General features: G+C 28.9%; 17 protein-coding genes. 14 read left to right on the top strand and 3 right to left on the bottom strand.

Annotated elements, in window-relative coordinates:
• Position 1: 1 nt before the first annotated feature.
• From BM549_RS06495 to BM549_RS06440, 12 genes are read left to right on the top strand one after another with little or no spacing between them, the layout of a single operon-like run.
• Entirely contained in the window at positions 2–700 is a 699-nt protein-coding gene (locus tag BM549_RS06495; RefSeq protein ID WP_290469525.1) for an acylneuraminate cytidylyltransferase family protein, read from the top strand.
• A gap of 3 nt (positions 701–703) precedes the next feature.
• Positions 704–2,098 (top strand): hypothetical protein, encoded by a 1,395-nt coding sequence (locus BM549_RS06490; protein WP_290469631.1) that lies wholly within the window; start codon positions 704–706, stop codon positions 2,096–2,098.
• On the top strand, positions 2,089–3,171 hold the full coding sequence (locus BM549_RS06485) for a glycosyltransferase family 4 protein (RefSeq protein ID WP_290469524.1): 1,083 nt from the start codon (positions 2,089–2,091) through the stop codon (positions 3,169–3,171). The genes BM549_RS06490 and BM549_RS06485 overlap by 10 nt, the downstream gene beginning before the upstream one ends.
• Before the next feature lie 18 nt (positions 3,172–3,189).
• A complete protein-coding gene (locus BM549_RS06480) occupies positions 3,190–3,915 on the top strand; it encodes a glycosyltransferase family 2 protein (RefSeq protein WP_290469523.1) in 726 nt (241 codons plus the stop codon).
• A gap of 3 nt (positions 3,916–3,918) precedes the next feature.
• The gene (locus BM549_RS06475; RefSeq protein WP_290469522.1) at positions 3,919–5,076 is read left to right on the top strand and encodes a glycosyltransferase family 4 protein; all 1,158 of its coding nucleotides are present in this window, start codon (positions 3,919–3,921) and stop codon (positions 5,074–5,076) included.
• Positions 5,057–6,589: a glycosyltransferase family 2 protein gene (locus tag BM549_RS06470; protein WP_290469521.1), complete on the top strand. Its 1,533-nt coding sequence runs from the start codon at positions 5,057–5,059 to the stop codon at positions 6,587–6,589. Before BM549_RS06475 ends, BM549_RS06470 begins: the two co-directional genes overlap by 20 nt.
• A 1-nt stretch (position 6,590) precedes the next feature.
• Positions 6,591–7,583: a glycosyltransferase family 2 protein gene (locus BM549_RS06465; protein WP_290469520.1), complete on the top strand. Its 993-nt coding sequence runs from the start codon at positions 6,591–6,593 to the stop codon at positions 7,581–7,583.
• Positions 7,583–8,704 (top strand): glycosyltransferase, encoded by a 1,122-nt coding sequence (locus BM549_RS06460; protein ID WP_290469519.1) that lies wholly within the window; start codon positions 7,583–7,585, stop codon positions 8,702–8,704. The genes BM549_RS06465 and BM549_RS06460 overlap by 1 nt, the downstream gene beginning before the upstream one ends.
• On the top strand, positions 8,705–9,781 hold the full coding sequence (locus tag BM549_RS06455; RefSeq protein ID WP_290469518.1) for a glycosyltransferase: 1,077 nt from the start codon (positions 8,705–8,707) through the stop codon (positions 9,779–9,781). It begins immediately after the preceding gene.
• Between the two features lie 2 nt (positions 9,782–9,783).
• The gene (locus BM549_RS06450) at positions 9,784–11,142 is read left to right on the top strand and encodes an O-antigen ligase (protein ID WP_290469517.1); all 1,359 of its coding nucleotides are present in this window, start codon (positions 9,784–9,786) and stop codon (positions 11,140–11,142) included.
• On the top strand, positions 11,096–12,106 hold the full coding sequence (locus BM549_RS06445) for a glycosyltransferase family 4 protein (protein WP_290469516.1): 1,011 nt from the start codon (positions 11,096–11,098) through the stop codon (positions 12,104–12,106). Before BM549_RS06450 ends, BM549_RS06445 begins: the two co-directional genes overlap by 47 nt.
• Positions 12,107–12,151: 45 nt before the next feature.
• On the top strand, positions 12,152–13,543 hold the full coding sequence (locus tag BM549_RS06440) for a sugar transferase (protein ID WP_290469515.1): 1,392 nt from the start codon (positions 12,152–12,154) through the stop codon (positions 13,541–13,543).
• A 9-nt stretch (positions 13,544–13,552) separates the two neighbouring features.
• Here BM549_RS06440 and BM549_RS06435 read toward each other — a convergent pair whose 3' ends face one another.
• Together BM549_RS06435 and BM549_RS06430 are read right to left on the bottom strand one after the other, a co-directional pair.
• Positions 13,553–14,725, bottom strand: a complete 1,173-nt coding sequence (locus BM549_RS06435) for a DUF4105 domain-containing protein (RefSeq protein ID WP_290469514.1) — start codon at positions 14,723–14,725, stop codon at positions 13,553–13,555.
• A 14-nt stretch (positions 14,726–14,739) separates the two neighbouring features.
• Positions 14,740–15,807, bottom strand: coding sequence for a PorV/PorQ family protein (locus BM549_RS06430; protein ID WP_290469513.1), 1,068 nt, complete (start codon positions 15,805–15,807; stop codon positions 14,740–14,742).
• Between the two features lie 224 nt (positions 15,808–16,031).
• On the opposite strand from BM549_RS06430, the gene BM549_RS06425 reads away from it, so the two are divergent.
• Both BM549_RS06425 and BM549_RS06420 read left to right on the top strand, forming a co-directional pair.
• Positions 16,032–16,778 (top strand): CDP-alcohol phosphatidyltransferase family protein, encoded by a 747-nt coding sequence (locus BM549_RS06425; RefSeq protein WP_290469512.1) that lies wholly within the window; start codon positions 16,032–16,034, stop codon positions 16,776–16,778.
• A gap of 5 nt (positions 16,779–16,783) precedes the next feature.
• Positions 16,784–17,605, top strand: a complete 822-nt coding sequence (locus BM549_RS06420; protein WP_290469511.1) for a tellurium resistance protein TerC — start codon at positions 16,784–16,786, stop codon at positions 17,603–17,605.
• A 277-nt stretch (positions 17,606–17,882) separates the two neighbouring features.
• Here the strand turns inward: BM549_RS06420 and lptB are convergent, their stop codons facing one another.
• Positions 17,883–18,623: an LPS export ABC transporter ATP-binding protein gene (gene lptB, locus BM549_RS06415; protein WP_290469510.1), complete on the bottom strand. Its 741-nt coding sequence runs from the start codon at positions 18,621–18,623 to the stop codon at positions 17,883–17,885.
• Between the last annotated feature and the right edge of the window lie 35 nt (positions 18,624–18,658).

Raw genomic sequence — 18,658 nt, 5'->3', positions numbered from 1 at the left:
AATGAAAATTCTTGGCATCATACCAGCTCGTGGTGGATCAAAAGGTATTCCAGGTAAAAACATTAAAATGTTAGCAGGAAAACCATTACTTCAATACACTTGGGAAGTCGCTTCAAAAAGTACATTACTTTCAAAAGTAATTTTAAGTACAGAAGATGACGCAATTATAAACGTTGCCAAGTCATTAGGAATAAACATTCCATTTAAAAGACCTTCAAATCTTTCCAAAGATAAGTCGCCAACTTTAGGAGTAATTCAACATGCATTAGAGTTTTATAAAACAAAAGGCGAAACGTTTGATGCTATTTGTTTGTTGCAAGTTACCAGTCCGTTTAGAACTGTTGCTTTTTTAGAAAAAGCAATTGAAACTTTTGTAGAAGCAAAAACCGACTCTTTAATTTCTGTCTTGGAAGTGCCACACGAATTTAATCCGCATTGGACATTCAAGGCTAATAAAAATAATGAGTTAAATATTGCTACCGGTGAAAAAACTATTATAAGCAGGAGGCAAGATTTACCAAAAGCATACCATCGCGATGGCAGTATTTATTTAACAAAAACAGATACTATTATAAAAGATAATTCTTTATTTGGAAATTCAATATCTTATGTACTTTCCAGTAAAGAAACCCATGTAAATATTGATACTCTTGAAGATTGGGAAAAAGCCGAAGCTATTTGTAAAACCAAGTTTTTATAATTGATGAAAAAAATAGGAATTGTTATTACAGATGGCGTTGGTTTTAGAAACTTTGTGTTAAGCGAATTTTTAACTGAAATCTCTAAGGCGTATAACCAAGTTGTTATATATTCTGGTTTGCCACAAGAAAATTATAAAGAAATAACACTTCCAGAAAATATAGAGGTAAAAGAATTAGAAATTTTTACCGAAAGTAGAATAACATGGTTTTATAGAAAACTTAAAGAAGTTGCGCACATGACGCTTCATAAAAATTATTATGGCATTAATAACAATTTAAAACGTGGCTATCCAAAAAAGAATACAAAACGTGGTATACTTACTAAAATCGCCTATAAAATTGCAGGAATATATCATACAGAAAAAGCAATAAATAAATATGAAAAACTTCAGTTTAACTCTTTTAAAAATAATACCATAACACAGCGTTATTTAAGCATTTTAAAAGAAAGTAAACCAGATTTACTATTCTTTACTCACCAAAGACCACCATACTTGGCACCATTTTTATATTGTGCTAATGTTTTAAAAATACATACAACATCGTTTATTTTTAGCTGGGATAATTTGGCTTCTAAAGGAAGAATGATGGGAAGTTTTAACAGCTATTTAGTTTGGAGTGATTTAATGAAAAAAGAGTTAATCCACTTTTATCCAAATACGATACCCGAAAATGTAAAAGTTATTGGTACGCCACAGTTTGAGCCTTATGTGATGGAACAATACAAAACCCAAAAGTCTAATTTCTTTCAGAAATTTAATTTAGATGCTTCTAAAAAAGTGATTTGTTATAGTTGTGCAGATGCTGGAATTGGCGCAAATGATGCAGTACATATTGCTTCAGTAATGCAGTATATAAACAATAATCCTAAGTTAAACTTGCAACTATTAGTTAGAACGTCACCAGCAGAAGATGGTTTAAGATTTGAACCATTAAAAGAAAAATTCCCAGAGATAAAATGGAATATTCCAAAATGGAAACTAGCCAGAAACAATCATGTTGAGTCTTGGTCACAGCGCATCCCATCAATTGAAGATGTTATAGACTTACGGTCTATTTTAGAGTTTTCCAGTCTAAATATAAACATGTGTTCTACAATGGGATTAGATTTTATGTTGTTTAATAAACCTGTAATTTATACGGTTTTTGGGAATGAAACAAATGATTTATACAACGATCAGTTATTTTTAAATTATGTGCATTTAGAGTACGTTATAGATAGTAAAGCCGTAGCTATTGCAAAAGATGAAACAGAATTACATGCCTATTTAACTGAAGCTTTAGAACAACCAGAACTAAGAAAAGAAAACAGAGAAGCATTGATTAAGTTAGAAATAAGCAAAACGCTTAAAGGTACAAGTAATCGTATGGCAAAAACATTAATGAAATGGTCGTAAAACAGCACATAGCAATAGTTTGTAACTATCAATTATTGGAAAACCGTATTGGTGGTATGGATTATTTTTTCTGGGCATTTAATAACAAATGTAAAACCGAGCAAATTATTATAGATTGGTTTTTTCCTAATACAGTAAGCTATGGGCAGTATGATGCGTTTAAAATAATAGCAGACAAAGACCAGTCTATAGAAGCTACATTTATAAATTATATAAAAACAACACCTACTAATTATACACATGTTATTACGCATTTTGTAGAGTTGTGTACTTCATTTTATGCTGAGGTAAAACACTTATTAAACACAAAAATTATAGCAGTGGATCACAATCCAAGACCTTTAGGCGGTTATCCATTGCTAAAGCAAATAAAAAAGAAAATAAAAGGCCGTTTATATGGGAAGCATATAGATGAGTTTATTGGTGTTTCGGATTATACAAGTAATGCTATAATAAACGATTTTGGACGCTTTTTAAAGCCTAAAACAAAGACTATTTATAATGGTGTTTTAATCCAAGATATTGTACCTAAAACTAGCGAAAGAGTAAAACAAAATCCTCGATTTTTAGTGGTCTCTCATTTGCGCTTTTCTAAAGGAATACAAGATTTAATAGTAGCTGTTAGTACATTGCCACTACCTTTAATTAAAGATTTAAAAATTGATGTTTTTGGAGAAGGACCTTATAAAACAGAATTATTAGGTCTCGTCAATAAGTATAAATTAAATACAGTATTTCATTTTAAGGGCAGTAGTTCAAGCTTAAATACTAGCTACCAAGATTACGATTACTTATTACAACCCACACATATGGAGTGTTTTAGTTTATCTATTTTAGAAAGCTTAGCCGCAAATGTTCCCGTAATAACAACACCAGTTGGTGGTAATGAAGAAGTTATCACTCATGGTAAAAATGGATATATATTTGAAGCCGAAGATATACAAACATTAAGTGTACTTTTACAATCTGTTATTACAGGCAAAAAAACAATACAAGAAAACACTAGACCTATGATATCACATTATTTTTCTATTGATTTAATGGTAGATAATCACCTTAGTTTATTACAATAGTATTTTAATTATAATTTGATGCAGCCAATAGTCAAGACACTTTCTATAATAATACCAGCTTATAATGAAGCACAAACCATTGCTTTAATTTTAAATAAAATTAAAGATGTAACACTAATAAGTGGTATTGAAAAGGAAATTATAATAGTAAACGATTGCAGTAGTGATAATACTGTACAAGCCATAGAAACTTATGTAAAAGCCCACCCAGAAACAGATATAAAGTTGTTTCATCAAGATAAAAATTATGGCAAAGGTGCAGCATTGCATCGCGGTATAAAAGAAGCGGCAGGCGATATTATTATTATACAAGATGCAGATTTAGAATATGATCCTAACGAATATAATAGACTGTTACAGCCCATAGTAGATGGCTTTGCAGATGTTGTTTATGGTAGCCGTTTTAAAGGTGGGAATCCTCACCGTATTTTATTTTTTTGGCATAGTTTAGGTAATAAATTTTTAACATTTTTAAGTAACATGATGACCAATATGAATTTTACAGATATGGAAACCTGTTATAAAATGTTTAAATCTGAACATATAAAATCATTAACATTAAAAGAAAAACGCTTTGGTTTTGAGCCAGAGGTTACTGCTAAAATAGCGCGAATTAAAAATATTCGAGCTTATGAAGTAGGTATAAGCTATTACGGAAGAACTTATGAAGAAGGAAAGAAAATAGGATGGAAAGATGGTGTTAGAGCTATTTATTGTATAATTAAGTATAAATTAATAAAATAGTAAATGAAAATAGCATTTTTAACGCCTGAATACCCACACGAACGTATTGGACATTCTGGAGGTATTGGAACCAGTATAAAGCACCTTGCAACTGCATTACATGCGTTGGGACACGCTGTGACCTTGTTGGTTTATGGTCAAGATGAAGATGCTAGTTTTACAGCTCATGGTCTTGAGTTTTATAAAATTAAAAATCCAAAATTAAAAGGCTTGTCGTGGTATTTGACACGAAAAAAAATACAAAAGTTAATCAATAGTTTACATGCAAAAGGAAACATAGAGCTAGTTGAAGCACCAGATTGGACAGGTATAACCTCATTTGTACATGTAAAATGTCCAATTATTATAAAAGAACATGGAAGCGATACTTATTTTTGCCATTTAGACAATAGACCAGTAAAAGCAATTAATCGTTTTCATGAGAGACAAGCAATAAAACAAGTAGATGCTATTATAGCAGTTAGTCAATTCACTGGAGATTTAACCAATAAATTATTTAATTTATCTCGACCTTTTACTGTGATACCCAATGCTATTAATTTAGAAGCATTCAAACCAACAACATCTATAAAAAATAATACAAATACGATTTTGTATTTTGGAACATTAATTAGAAAAAAAGGCCTTTTAGAACTGCCAATAATATTTAATATAGTACATGAGCAGTATCCAGATGTCACTTTGCTTTTAGTAGGTAAAGATAGTGCAGATATCAAAACAAAATCGCCTTCAACTTGGGAATTAATGAAACCTTTGTTTTCAAAATCAGCATTAAATAAAGTAGATTACATAGGAGCGATTACTTATACTAAAATGAGAGAACAAATAGAGCAAGCCAGTTTATGTGTGTTCCCTACTTTTGCTGAAGCTTTGCCTGTATCTTGGTTAGAAGCTATGGCGTTACAAAAGCCCATTGTAGCATCAAATGTTGGTTGGGCAAAAGAAGTTATTGATAATGGCAAAAACGGGTTTTTAGTCCACCCAACAAACCATAAAGAATATGCTAATAAAATTTTAAATTTATTAGAAAATAAAACATTAAGCGAATCCTTTTCTCAAGAAGCAAGACAAAAAATTGAAAAAAGATTTAGCTCTAAAATAGTTGCAAAACAAAGTGTAGTTTTTTATAAAAAGATAATAGATGATTATATTACTTCATAAAAAAAATAAAGTAGTTGAGGTAATAGATAGTAACTCTAATTTAACTTTAGAAATTTTGGAGTCTAATCCAACAAAAGCGCTTTTTGTTTTAGCATCAAAGTATAATAATAGTATAATTTGTTGGGCTCATTATAATTATAAGAACAGTATAAATATTAAAAAAATAAAATCATTTTTTTTTAATACTAATACAATAGTTTCTACAGGTAATAAAAATTATTTGTCAAATGCAATTGGCTACGTTGAAGATTCGGTTTTTATTAACGTTAATAAGACTGTAAAATATCCAACTTGGTTAATGCATAGTAATTGTGGTGCTATTTACGCAAATAACCTCTTAAAGTTTAAACCACTTATTAAAGTAAATCAAGATTTTACGTACAATTTAAATAGTATAGCAAAACTAGGAATTAATAACGGTTTATATTGTTACGCTTCACCAGGGATTATTAAGAATCAAGGTGTAAAACCTTCTTTTAAAACAGCATCTAAATTTAAATTATTCCAATTTGTAAAAGAACATTATAAAGCAAGATGGGTATTTTTATTATTCATTAATTTTTTAATACATGAAAGGAAAATTCTAATTCTTCCTTTTCTAAAAAGCTTTTTATATAAAAGAAAGCATTTTAATAATCTTATAACTTCGGAAAATAAAATAAAAAAATTAGAAATAAATGAAACAGTATCGGTTATAATACCAACCATAGGAAGAGCGACCTATTTATATAATGTTTTAAAAGATTTAGCTCTACAAACTTTAAAACCAAAAGAAGTAATAATTATTGAGCAAAATAATAACGAGGTTTTAAAAACGGAATTAAATTATTTAAAAACAGAAAATTGGCCATTTAAAATAATACATAAACTTATATCGCAAACAGGAGCTTGTAATGCAAGAAATATAGCTCTAGATTTAGTATCTTCAAATTATACATTTTTTGCAGACGATGATATAAGATTTAACAAAAATATTTTAAATAACGCAATACATTTTATGCATGGTCAAGGTCATGATGCTATTACCTTAAGTTGTTTAAGAGAAAATGAAATAGAAAAACAAAAAACCTCTATACAATGGAATTCTTTTGGCTCTGGATGTAGTATTGTTAAAAGTAACGTAATAAGAAACTTAAAATTTAATATGGCCTTCGAGCATGGTTTTGGAGAAGACACAGATTTTGGTATGCAATTAAGAAACAATGGTGTTGACATCATTTATTTACCTTCAGTACAATTAAAACATTTAAAAGCACCAGTTGGAGGTTTTAGAAAAAAACATATACATGAGTGGGAAAAGCAAGATATAATACCTAAACCATCACCAACGATTATGCTTTTTTTATTAAAATATAAAACCAAGCAACAATTAAAAAGTTATAAATTAACCTTATTTCTTAAGTACTATAAAAAACAGACTATAAAAAATCCAATTACTTATTTTAAAAATTATAAAAAGCGTTGGGCATTAAGTAAAGTTTGGGCAGAACAACTAAATAATTCAAATTTTTAAAATGATTTTCACCTTAATAGTTTGTACTTACATGCGGCCAAAACCACTTTTGCAATTGCTAGAGTCGGTAAAAATGCAAACCTTATATCCAAACGAAATTATTATTGTAGATGGTTCTACAAATAATAATACTTCTGAAGTCATTAAAAATAATGCTTTTAAAAATTTAAAATATTATAAGGTTGATGAGTCTAAAAGAGGCTTAACCAAACAGCGTAATTTTGGAATAAATAAGGTAAGTTCAACATCAGAAATTATTTGTTTTTTAGATGATGATATTATACTTGAAACCAACTATTTTGAAGCACTAATATCTACCTATAAATTGAAACCAGAAGCTTTAGCAGTTGGCGGTTATATAACCAACGAAGTTCATTGGAAAAAAGAAGTAGAAACACATGAAGCTTCCAATTTTTATTATGATGGTTGGCAACGCCTAGAGCCATTACGATTTAAAATACGAAAATTATTTGGTCTATTACCAGATGCCAATCCTGGTTGTATGCCAACGTTTTCTCATGGTAGGTCTGTTAGTTTTTTACCGCCTTCAGGAAAAATATATGCTGTAGAACAAATTATGGGCGGTGTTTCATCATATAAAAAAGAAGTTTTTAAAACATTATCTTTTTCAACTTATTTTCAAGGTTATGGTTTATATGAAGATGCAGATTTTAGTTTACGTATTGCCAAATTAGGCAAGTTATATATAAATACAAATGCTAAATTAGCGCATTATCATGATGCCTCTGGCCGGCCAAATAAATTTAAATATGGTAAAATGGTAGTTAGAAACGGTTGGTATGTATGGCGCGTAAAATATAAAAACCCTAATTTTAAAGCTCGTTTAAAGTGGCATGCAACAGCTATATTATTAACTAAAATTAGACTTTTAAATATAGTTAACACTCCAAATAGAAAAGAAGCTTTAACCGAAAGTTTAGGAAGAATAGTAGGATGGTTTTCTTTATTTTTTAATGCACCAAAACACAACTAATGCATTTTTTAATTATATCTCATGCACTACACAAAACGACTCAAAATGAGCTGTATAGTTATGCACCTTATGTTCGTGAAATGAATTTATGGTTAAAATATGTAGATACCGTTACTGTGGTTGCACCAGTTACCAATGAGGCATTAACAGCTATAGATTTATCGTATAAACATAATAATTTAAATTTAAAGCGTATACCACGTTTAAACTTTACAAATGTATCACACGGTTTTAAATCTTTATTTAAACTTCCATATATTTTAATAGTCCTTTTTAAAGCCTGTTTACAAGCAGACCATATTCATTTGCGTTGTCCAGGAAATATTGGATTGTTAGGCTGTTTGGTTCAAGTTTTTTTTCCAAAAAAAATAAAAACAGCTAAGTATGCTGGTAATTGGGATCCTAAAGCCAGTCAACCATTAAGCTATCGCATTCAAAAGCGAATATTAATGAATACCAATTGGACAAAAAACATGACTGTTTTAGTGTATGGCGAATGGAAAAATCAAACTAAAAATATAAAGTCGTTTTTTACGGCAACATTTAAAAATTCGGAAAAAGAAAACGTTCCAGAAAGAAATTATAAAAACACACTGAAATTTATTTTCGTAGGAAGTTTAGTAAATGGAAAACGCCCATTATTAGCCATTCAGATTTTAGAAGCTTTATATAAACGAAAATGTAATGTAACTTTAAATCTGTATGGCGATGGTGTTTTAAATACAAGTTTAAAAGCATACGTTAAAAAAAACAATTTAGAGCATATTGTGACGTTTCATGGCAATCAAAAAAAAGATATAATTGAAAAAGCAATTAAAAGCTCGCATTTTTCAATTTTACCATCACAATCTGAAGGTTGGCCAAAAGCTATTGCAGAAGCTATGTTTTTTGGTTGTATTCCTATTGTAACAAAAATCTCATGCGTGCCATATATGTTAGATTATGGTAACAGAGGTGTTTTAATTGAGCCCGATGTGAATCAAGCTGTTTTGGTAATTAAAACTTTTTTAGAAAACGAATCTAATTTAAAACAAATGTCTAATAACGCATTAAAATGGTCGCAAAATTTTACCTTAGATACATTTGAAGCAGAAATTTCTAAATTACTAAAATCTTCATAATTGAAAGTATTACAATTAATAGACTCTTTACACGCAGGTGGCGCAGAACGAATTGCGGTTTCGCTAGCAAATACATTGAGTGAGACTACAAATAAATCCTACCTATGCGCTACAAGAGAGGAAGGTTTTTTAAAGGAAAGCCTTGACAATAAAGTGTCTTATCTTTTTTTAAAGAAAAAATCTAGTTTAGATATTAGTGCGATTTCAAGATTACATAACTTTATTAAAACTGAAGGAATAGATATTATTCATGCACATTCAAGCTCTTATTTTTTAGCAACACTAATTAAAATTTTAAATAAAAAGGTTCGCATCGTATGGCATGACCATTATGGGAATAGAGCTAATATTACAGGCATAAATAATAAGGTTTTAAAGCAATGTTCTAAATACTTCTTTCATATAGTTTGTGTTAATCACAATTTAGTAACTTGGGCTCAAGAAAATTTATATTGTAAAAACATTAGTTATTTAAAAAATTTTGTAATTGAAAACAAATCTGTTGAAAAAACAAAACTTTTAGGTAAATCTAGAAAGAGAATTATTTGTTTAGCAAATTTAAGACCAGACAAAGATTTGTTAAATGCAATAGAAGCTTTTTCTATTGTTTTGAAAAATAATCCAGATTGGACTTTGCATTTAGTAGGTAAAAATTTTAATGATGACTACGCAAAGTCTATAGAACATAAAATTAAAACTTTAAATATTAGTAAAGAGGTGTTTTTGTATGGAAGTGTGCCAGACAGTTTAAATGTATTACGACAAGGTAATATTGGTATATTATCATCCAAATCTGAAGGTTTACCAGTAGCACTTTTAGAATATGGTTTGGCAGGTTTACCTGTAGTTGTAACAAATGTAGGTGATTGTGCAGAAGTTATTTTAGATGGTAAGTTGGGTAAATTGGTACCTGCAAAAAACAGCGAATTATTAGCAGTTGCAATTCAAGACATTATTGCAAACCCAAAACACTCAAAAGTAGTAGCTGCTAATTTTAATAAACATATTTTAAAACATTTTTCGGCTAGCCAAGCTATAGAGCAATTAACTATAATTTATAAAAAAAGTTTATTATAACAGTGAATTTTATACAAGACATAAAGTTAATTACGCTACACATAATAATTGCATTTGTTATTTATTTGTTTCCTGTTATTTCAAATATATATCTCATTGGTATTTTTTCATATTTTTTTTTAAAAATTATAAATGCACCAACTAAAGAGCGAACATTTCAAATTTTATTAGCTTGTGCATATGTGATAGGAGCAGAGGTTTTTATTCGAATGACTGGCGGAAGCATACTCTATGAAGCTTCAAAGTATATGGTTATTTTCTTTTCTGTAGTAGGTATTGTAAGCACAAGAATTTCTCAAAAAAGTTTTGTTTATGTACTATTTATATTACTTCTAGTTCCTGGTATTTTTGTTGCTGGTTTTAATATAGGAAGTGACACGGTAATACGAAAAGCAATTGCCTTTAATTTAAGTGGTCCTTTTTGTTTGGGTGTTGCCTCGATTTTTTGTTATAAAAAAAGTATAAGCTACTCTAATTTTCAAAAATTATTATTTTATATAGTTTTACCATTAATTACAACTACAACCTATTTATTTGTCTTTAATCCCAGTGTAAGGGAAGTTATTACTAGTACTGGTTCAAACTTTGAAACATCGGGTGGTTTTGGTCCTAATCAAGTAGCGACAGTATTAGGTTTAGGTATGTTTGTTTTAACCGTTAGGTTTTTCTCTAAAGCGCCTTATAAATTATTTAAAACAGTAAATATTGTAATATTAGCACTAATGTCTTTTAGAGCAATAGTTACGTTTAGTCGTGGCGGTGTTTTTGTGGCTATAATAATGATTGTTTTTTTTATTTTAATGTATTTTAAAAAATCGAATAGTAAAAACAGAAAAAGAATTACGTTTTTAACCTCACTATTTATAATTATAGGTGTTTCTATATGGGCGATTTCATCTATAGAAACCGATGGGTTTATAGATAAACGTTATAACAATGAAGATGCTTTAGGTCGAGAAAAAGAAGATATTTCTACAGGACGAACAGCGCTATTATCATTAGAGTTTAATGCCTTTTTAGAAAATCCAATCTTTGGAATAGGCGTAGGAAAATCTAAAGAATATAGGTTAGAAAAAACAGGCGTTTTAGCGGCTTCACATAATGAAATGAGTCGCATATTATCTGAACATGGTATATTTGGACTTTTTGCTTTTAGTATATTATTTCTAACACCACTGGTTCAAAGAATAAGAGATAAATCTAACTTTTTTTTCTATTCTTTTTTCCTATTTTGGTTTTTAACAATTAATCATTCGTCAATGCGAATTGCAGCACCAGCATTTATTTATAGTTTATGCTTGCTCTCTATAAAATATGAAAAACCTCTTATACATAGGAAACAAGCTATCTCAAAAGGGTAAAACGGTTACAACTATCGATACGTTAAGTAACCTATTAGCACAAGAAGGTTTTAGCGTTAAAGCAGTTTCGTCTAAAAAGAATAAATGGTTACGTTTATTACATATGCTGTATAGTATTATTAGGTATGCAAAATGGATAGACTATGTTTTAATAGATACTTATAGTACTCAAAACTTCTACTATGCATATTTATGTTCTAAATGCTGCAAATTGTTTAATTTAAAATACTTACCAATCCTACATGGAGGAAATTTACCTAACCGATTAATAAATAACCCTAAATTAAGTCGCACAATATTTAAAAAAGCCTATTTAAATATTGCACCTTCAGGTTATATAGCAGAAGCTTTTAAAAATCAAGGTTATAGTAATATTAAATGTATACCAAATACTATTGAAATTGATAATTATCCGTTTCAAGAAAGAGAAATTTCTAAAGTTAAATTATTATGGGTGCGTTCATTTTCAAAATTATATAATCCAAAATTAGCTATAGATGTTCTAAATCACTTACAAGAAAATAATATTTCAAGCAGCTTATGTATGGTTGGTCCAGATAACGATGGTAGTTTATTAGAGACTAAAAACTATGCAAAATCCTTAGGATTAGAAGTCGAATTCACTGGAAAGTTATCTAAAAATGAATGGGTTAAACGTTCTAAAAACCATAATATATTTATAAACACAACAAATTTTGATAATATGCCAATAAGTGTAATTGAGGCTATGGCTTTAGGATTACCTGTTATATCTACTAATGTTGGTGGTTTACCTTATTTCTTAGAAAATAATAAAAATGCACTTTTGGTAGAACCTAATAATTATAAGTTATTTATAGAAGCAATTATAAATTTAAAAACATATAAAAGTAATAGGTTGGCTATTGTTAAAGAAGCTAGAAATACTGCAGAAACTTATAAATGGCAATCAATTAAAAAACTTTGGAAAGCAACATTGGTTTAAAAAACATTTAACTTATTATCTTTAAGGCGACCTTATAAATAATCTATGGCCAAAAAAAATATTCATTTTGAAATTTCAGAACGCAAAGTTTTATTGCGAATTTTTGATCTTATTTCAGTAGGTGTAGCATTATATGGGTTTAACTATTTTACAGATTTTGATTATTTTAAAATAGACGAGTATAATTGGCACTGGTTAATACTACTTATCATTTACATAATAGGTTTTGGGACCATTTTTGAACTTTATGATCTTAAAAAATCAAGTAGAATAGAGTCTATTACAAGTTCTATTTTACTAACAACATCTACCACGGTTTTAGTGTATTTACTAACACCGTTTTTTACACCAACATTGCCAGAGAACAGAATACAGATATTGTATTTTTTTCTTGCTATTTTATTGCCTTTATTAATATGGAGGTTTGCATATATTACCTTAATATCTTCACCAAGGTTTTACAAACGAGCGTTATTAGTTGGAGAGATATCTAATATTGAAAGCATTGTTGGAGCTTTTAAAAATGTAGATCCAAATTATCAAATTATTGGATTTATAAATTGTGAAATATCTCAAGAAGATAATATAAAATATAAAGGAATAAAAGAATTTGATGCATCAAATATTTACGATGTTTTAGCAAAAGAACATATATCTGAAATTGTAATTGCTAGTAATAACTCTGAAACTATTGCACCTTCAATTTATGTAGATTTAATAACGCTTTTAGAACGTGGATTTCCTATAAAAGAATATACTCAGGTTTATGAAGATATGTCTTACCGTGTACCAGTACAATTTGTTGGTAAGGATTTTTATAAATATTTTCCGTTTAGCCGTAATAATAAAAATAAACTGTATTTAACTTATAGGCGTATTTTTGATTTGGTATTATCTTTTATTGGTTTATGCTTTTCAGTTTTAATTTTACCAATACTATTAATTGGTAATTTAATAGGTAATAGAGGTCCGTTATTTTATATCCAAGAGCGAATAGGTAAAAACGGAAAACCTTTTAAAATTTATAAGTTTAGAAGTATGATTATTAATGCCGAGAAAGATGGTGCTGTATGGGCAAAAAAAAACGATACCAGAATAACAACTTTTGGTCGTTTTTTAAGGACTTCGCGTATTGATGAGTTGCCACAGTTAATAAATATTATAAAAGGTGATATGAGTATTATTGGTCCAAGACCAGAACGCCCAGTTTTTGTTAATGAGTTGTCTCAAGTTATTCCGTTTTATAATACAAGACATATTGTAAAACCAGGCTTAACTGGTTGGGCACAAGTAAAATCAAGATACGGTTCTAGTATTGACGATAGTATGGAGAAATTGCAATACGATTTGTTTTATATAAAACATCGAAGTTTTTTAATGGATTTTAATATTATTATTAAAACATTAAGTACTGTAATTTTCTTTCGAGGACAGTAATTTTATAAATTATTTTACTTTTTGTAATTTATAAAAACCAATTAAAAATATATACCTAATACATAATGCAATTAAAATTGGTATTAAAGTAATAGCAAAACGTTGTACTCCTATTACCCAATGTAAAGTCATTAAACAAAGCATTATAATTAATAATTTTAAATAACCTAAATACCATGTATTTGGTGTTTTTTTGAAAGCTTGAAAAGCTGCTATAATACCTAAAGGAAAAGCCCAAAGTAAATTATAGTTGTTTTGGGTTGCTGTATGATCTGTAGCAAACCAAAGTAATACGAGTAAAACACCTATAATTCCTGTAATAGATTGTATAAAAATATCAAGCCATTTATTTCTAGTACTGTTTTTATAATCCCTATAAGTAAGCCAAATAATTAACGTGCTTAAAAGACTTAAAATTAATAATGGACTAAATAAAAACATGTTGTTTTCTTTGTTGTAAGTAGACAGGTATAGTACTTTAGATTGTTTTACAACTGGCGTGTTATTTTTTTTAAATGTTGCTAGCTCATAAAAATTAAAAATATTTTCTGGCAAAAACATATATTCTCTAGGAGTTGCTTTTTGGTCTATTACAGATCCTAAGGCAAGATTAATACCAAAACTACCCCAATTATTCCAGTGTAAGTTATTTTGTATTAATGTTCTAAAGGTTTCTTGCGAATAATTTTCTGGGTTTTTATAAGTGATGTTTCCATTTAAGGTTTCCTCTAAAACATCACGAATTTTAGTAGCACAATTATCATAAAAAAAATCGTATAAATAGGCTTGGTTTTCAGGTTTATTATTATTTATTAAATAACTCCAGAGTTTTTGTTTTTCAGTTTTATCTATATTTAAAACTTGTTCTTTTATAGTTCTATCTTGGCTTTTGTAAAAAGCAATAACATCACTACTACGGGCTTTTCCCATTAAATATTTTAGCTTTCCTTGTGCAAAGTTTAAATAAAAATTGGGGTCTTTAAAATTATAGCGTCCGTAATCATAAATCACATCTGTATACTCATTTTTTACTCTAAAGCCGTTGTGGCCAAATGAATCATTTAATAAGTTTCCTGGACCAATTGTAATAATACTAATTTCTGTATTGTTAGTAATTATTGGAGTTTGAGAAAAAGAAAAAAAACTTAAAAATATAGTAGTGGCTAGGAGAAATTGTTTCATAATTTTTTAGAATACTATCTAAAGATACTGAAATCTAATTTTACAGAAAAAACGTTAGAATATAAAGCAACACTTTGGTCGCCAATATCTGTAAAAGCATAATCTACATGTATGCCTTTGTATTTAAAACCTAGACCTAAACTAGGCTGAAATGTTAAGTTCTCGCTAGTATTGTCTATTTGTAATTCGTTTTGAAAATTCCCAATACCTCCACGTAAATATATCATATTAATATAACCAAACTCAAAACCAAATGCTGGATTTATACTAGCGAATGAAGTAGAAATTATATCGTTGTTTTCTTCAAAACGTACATTTAAATCTAACTCTGCTCTTAGCGAATAATCATAATTAAATACGTAACTTTTAGAAACACCTACTTGTAATTTTGGTATAGTTATCTCTGTACTTTCTGGTAATTCTTGATTTTGACCTTCAACAGCATTTCTAACACGTTCAAAAGCTTCTTCATCATAACTCCATGCATTAAATGTTGTAGTAATATCTCGAGCCATTATGCCAAATTTCCAATTGTTTTGCGTTTCAAATTGTATGGCAGCATCTAAACCAAATCCCCAAGAATTGGCAAAATCTCCAATTATACGACGTATAACTTTGGCGTTTACACCATAACTAAAACCTTGAACTGGTAACCGTCTTGAGTATGAAACTGTAACGCCATAGTCTGCAGTAGAGAATAAGCTAATACGGTCGTAATTTACATTACCTTCATCATCAATTAATTGTGTGGTATCTAAAATGTCATCTACAGCAAAACGAATTACAGATACACCTAATGCACTGCGATCATCAAGCGGTTTTGCAAAAGCGATATAATCGTAATTAGCAATATTAGCAAAATAACTTGAGTGCATTAAAGCAATTTGGCTATCTTCTAAATTTACTAATCCAGCAGGATTCCAGTATCCAGAATTAACATCGTTTGTATTTGCAACAACGGCATTACTCATGCCTAAAGCGGCTGCGTCTACACCAATATTCATAAATTCGTTAGAATATTTAGTTTGGCTAAATAGCGATAAAGACACTATAGAAAAAACAAGCGTAAGTAGTAGTTTCAATTGCAATTTTTTTACAAAGATGGTATAATTTTTCTATTTACTCAAAACAAATAGTTTTAGTCACTTTTTTACTTCGAACTTTATTAATGTTTATACTATTAAAATACTTTAAAAGCTTAGAATTTAGTTGTTTTGGTATACATTAAACTTGAAATTAAAAAGTATATTGTATGTATCGTATTTCTTATTTGAAATACTTTGTTATTTTTACAAAAAACTAACCAATGCAAATAAAAAACTTTATTCCAAATTTTATAACACTATTAAATTTACTATGCGGCTGCATAGCTGTTTTATTTGCTGTTAATAATCATTTTGTAACAGCAGCATTATTTGTGTTTTTAGGAATCTTTTTTGATTTTTTTGATGGTCTTTTGGCAAGAAAATTAAACGCGCAAAGTGCTATTGGTTTACAATTAGACTCTTTAGCAGATATGGTTACAAGTGGTTTAGTGCCAGGAATTATACTTTATAAATTAATAGCCTTAGCTGTAGATGCTCCTGCAATGTCTGCTTCTAGCGAATGGTCTTTACATTGGTCTGGTTTCTCTATGGCTTGGATACCAATAATTGGTTTATTTGTAACATTAGCTTCTGCCTATAGATTAGCTAAATTTAATGTAGATGAAGAGCAACAAACCTATTTTAAAGGTTTACCAACACCGGCAAATACATTATTAATTATGTCTTTGCCTTTAATAATGGAGTTTCAACATAGTGATGCTATAAATGCTATAATATTAAATCAATGGTTTTTAATAGCATTAACACTTTTAAGTTGTTATTTATTAAATTCAAATATAAAACTGTTTGCTTTAAAATTTAAAGACTTTACGTTTAAAAACAATGCTTTACGCTATGTTTTTATATTATTAAGTTTGGTATTATTAATTGTACTTCACTTTGCAGGAATACCAATAATTATTTTATTATATATCATACTCTCATTAATTCAAAATAACCAAAATTAAAATCAATGGCTGGAATTATTTTTACACTTTTAATGCTTGTTGCTTTGCAAGCTGTATTAGGATTTGATAACTTATTGTACATCTCTTTAGAGTCTAAAAAAGCACCATTAGACAAACAAAAGGGTGTTAGAAAAAAAGGAATTTTAATCGCTATTGTATTAAGAATTGTTTTATTATTTGTTTTAGTAAGGATTATTGGTTTTTTTCAAGAACCATTTTCTTGGCTTACTGGAGGTATTGAAGATGTTATTAAATTTTCGTTTAATGGGCATAGTATAATAGTGTTAGCTGGTGGCGCTTTTATTATTTATACAGCTATTAAAGAGATTTGGCATATGATTTCGCTTAAAGATTTAGATTATGACGTTGAAGGTGACTCTAAAAGAAGCAAATCTGCAAGTGCTGTTATTACAAGTATTGTAATTATGAATTTAGTTTTTTCTTTCGATTCTATTTTAGCGGCTATTGGTTTAACAAGTGAAATTGAAAATGCAACTACTGCATTTATTGTTATGGCAATCGCAATTGTAGCTAGTGGATTGTTAATGCTGCTTATGGCAGATAAAATATCTGTGTTTTTAGCTAAAAATAGAATGTACGAAGTATTAGGCTTATTTATATTATTTATAGTTGGTATAATGCTTATTACCGAAGGTGGGCATTTAGCACATTTAAAATTATTTGGAGAAGAAATTGTACCAATGAGTAAAACAACATTTTATTTTGTAATTGCTGTATTAGTTGTTATTGACATAGTACAAGGTCGCTACCAGAAGAAATTACTTGCAGAAAGAGAAAATACTCTTGAAAATAAAAATGAAATATAAATTATTTTTTAAAATTTATATTTTAGTATTTATTCTGGAGATTAGTATAGTCTTATTAGACGTTTTATTTTATGCAAATAGCTCAAAAATTGGAGCTTTAGAATTAACGCGGTTTTCTAATTTAATAGTAGCTATTATAAGTTTTCCTATTAATTTACTCGGCAGAAATTTACCTTTTTATGCACTAAACTTTAGTAGCAGTCTAGGCTATATGCTTATTAATGTATTTATACATAGCTTAGTAGTTTTTAGTATAGTACTAGCTCTAAAAAAAAAATTAAAAATCAATCTTAGTTTTACGTAGTTCAAAATTTTGTCCTAAATATACTTTTCGTACCATTTCATCGGCAGCAAGATCTTCAGGAACACCTGCTTTTAAAATACCACCTTCAAACATTAAATAGGTTCTATCTGTAATAGCTAAAGTTTCTTGTACGTTATGATCGGTAATAAGAATACCAATATTTTTTTTCGCCAAGCGTGCAATAATACGCTGGATATCTTCTACCGCAACAGGATCTACACCGGCAAAAGGTTCATCTAATAAAATAAAATTAGGATCGGTTGCTAGAGCTCGAGCAATTTCGGTTCTTCTACGTTCTCCACCAGATAATAAATCGCCACGGTTTTTTCTAATGTGACCTAAACTAAATTCTTCAATAAGCGATTCCATTTTATGTAATTGCTCTTTCTTACTTAATTTAGTTAATTGTAAAACACTTAAAATATTATCTTCAATACTTAACTTTCTAAAAACAGAAGCTTCTTGAGCTAAGTACCCAATGCCGCTTTGTGCACGTTTATACATTGGGTATTTAGTAATATTTGTACCTTCTAAATGAATGCTACCGCCGTTAGGTTTTATTAAACCAACAATCATATAAAAAGAAGTGGTTTTTCCGGCTCCATTTGGGCCTAATAAACCAACAATTTCTCCAGTATTAACTTCAAGAGAAACGTCTTTTACAACTTTTCGTCCGTTATAGGACTTCATTAAATGTTCGGCTTTTAATTTCATAATTAAGTATTATGTGCTAAAAATAGTAAACTAGA

The sequence above is a fragment of the Lacinutrix sp. MedPE-SW genome (assembly GCF_001874145.1).
GTDB lineage: Bacteria > Bacteroidota > Bacteroidia > Flavobacteriales > Flavobacteriaceae > Lacinutrix.
This window is presented reverse-complemented; position numbering and strand designations above follow the sequence as displayed.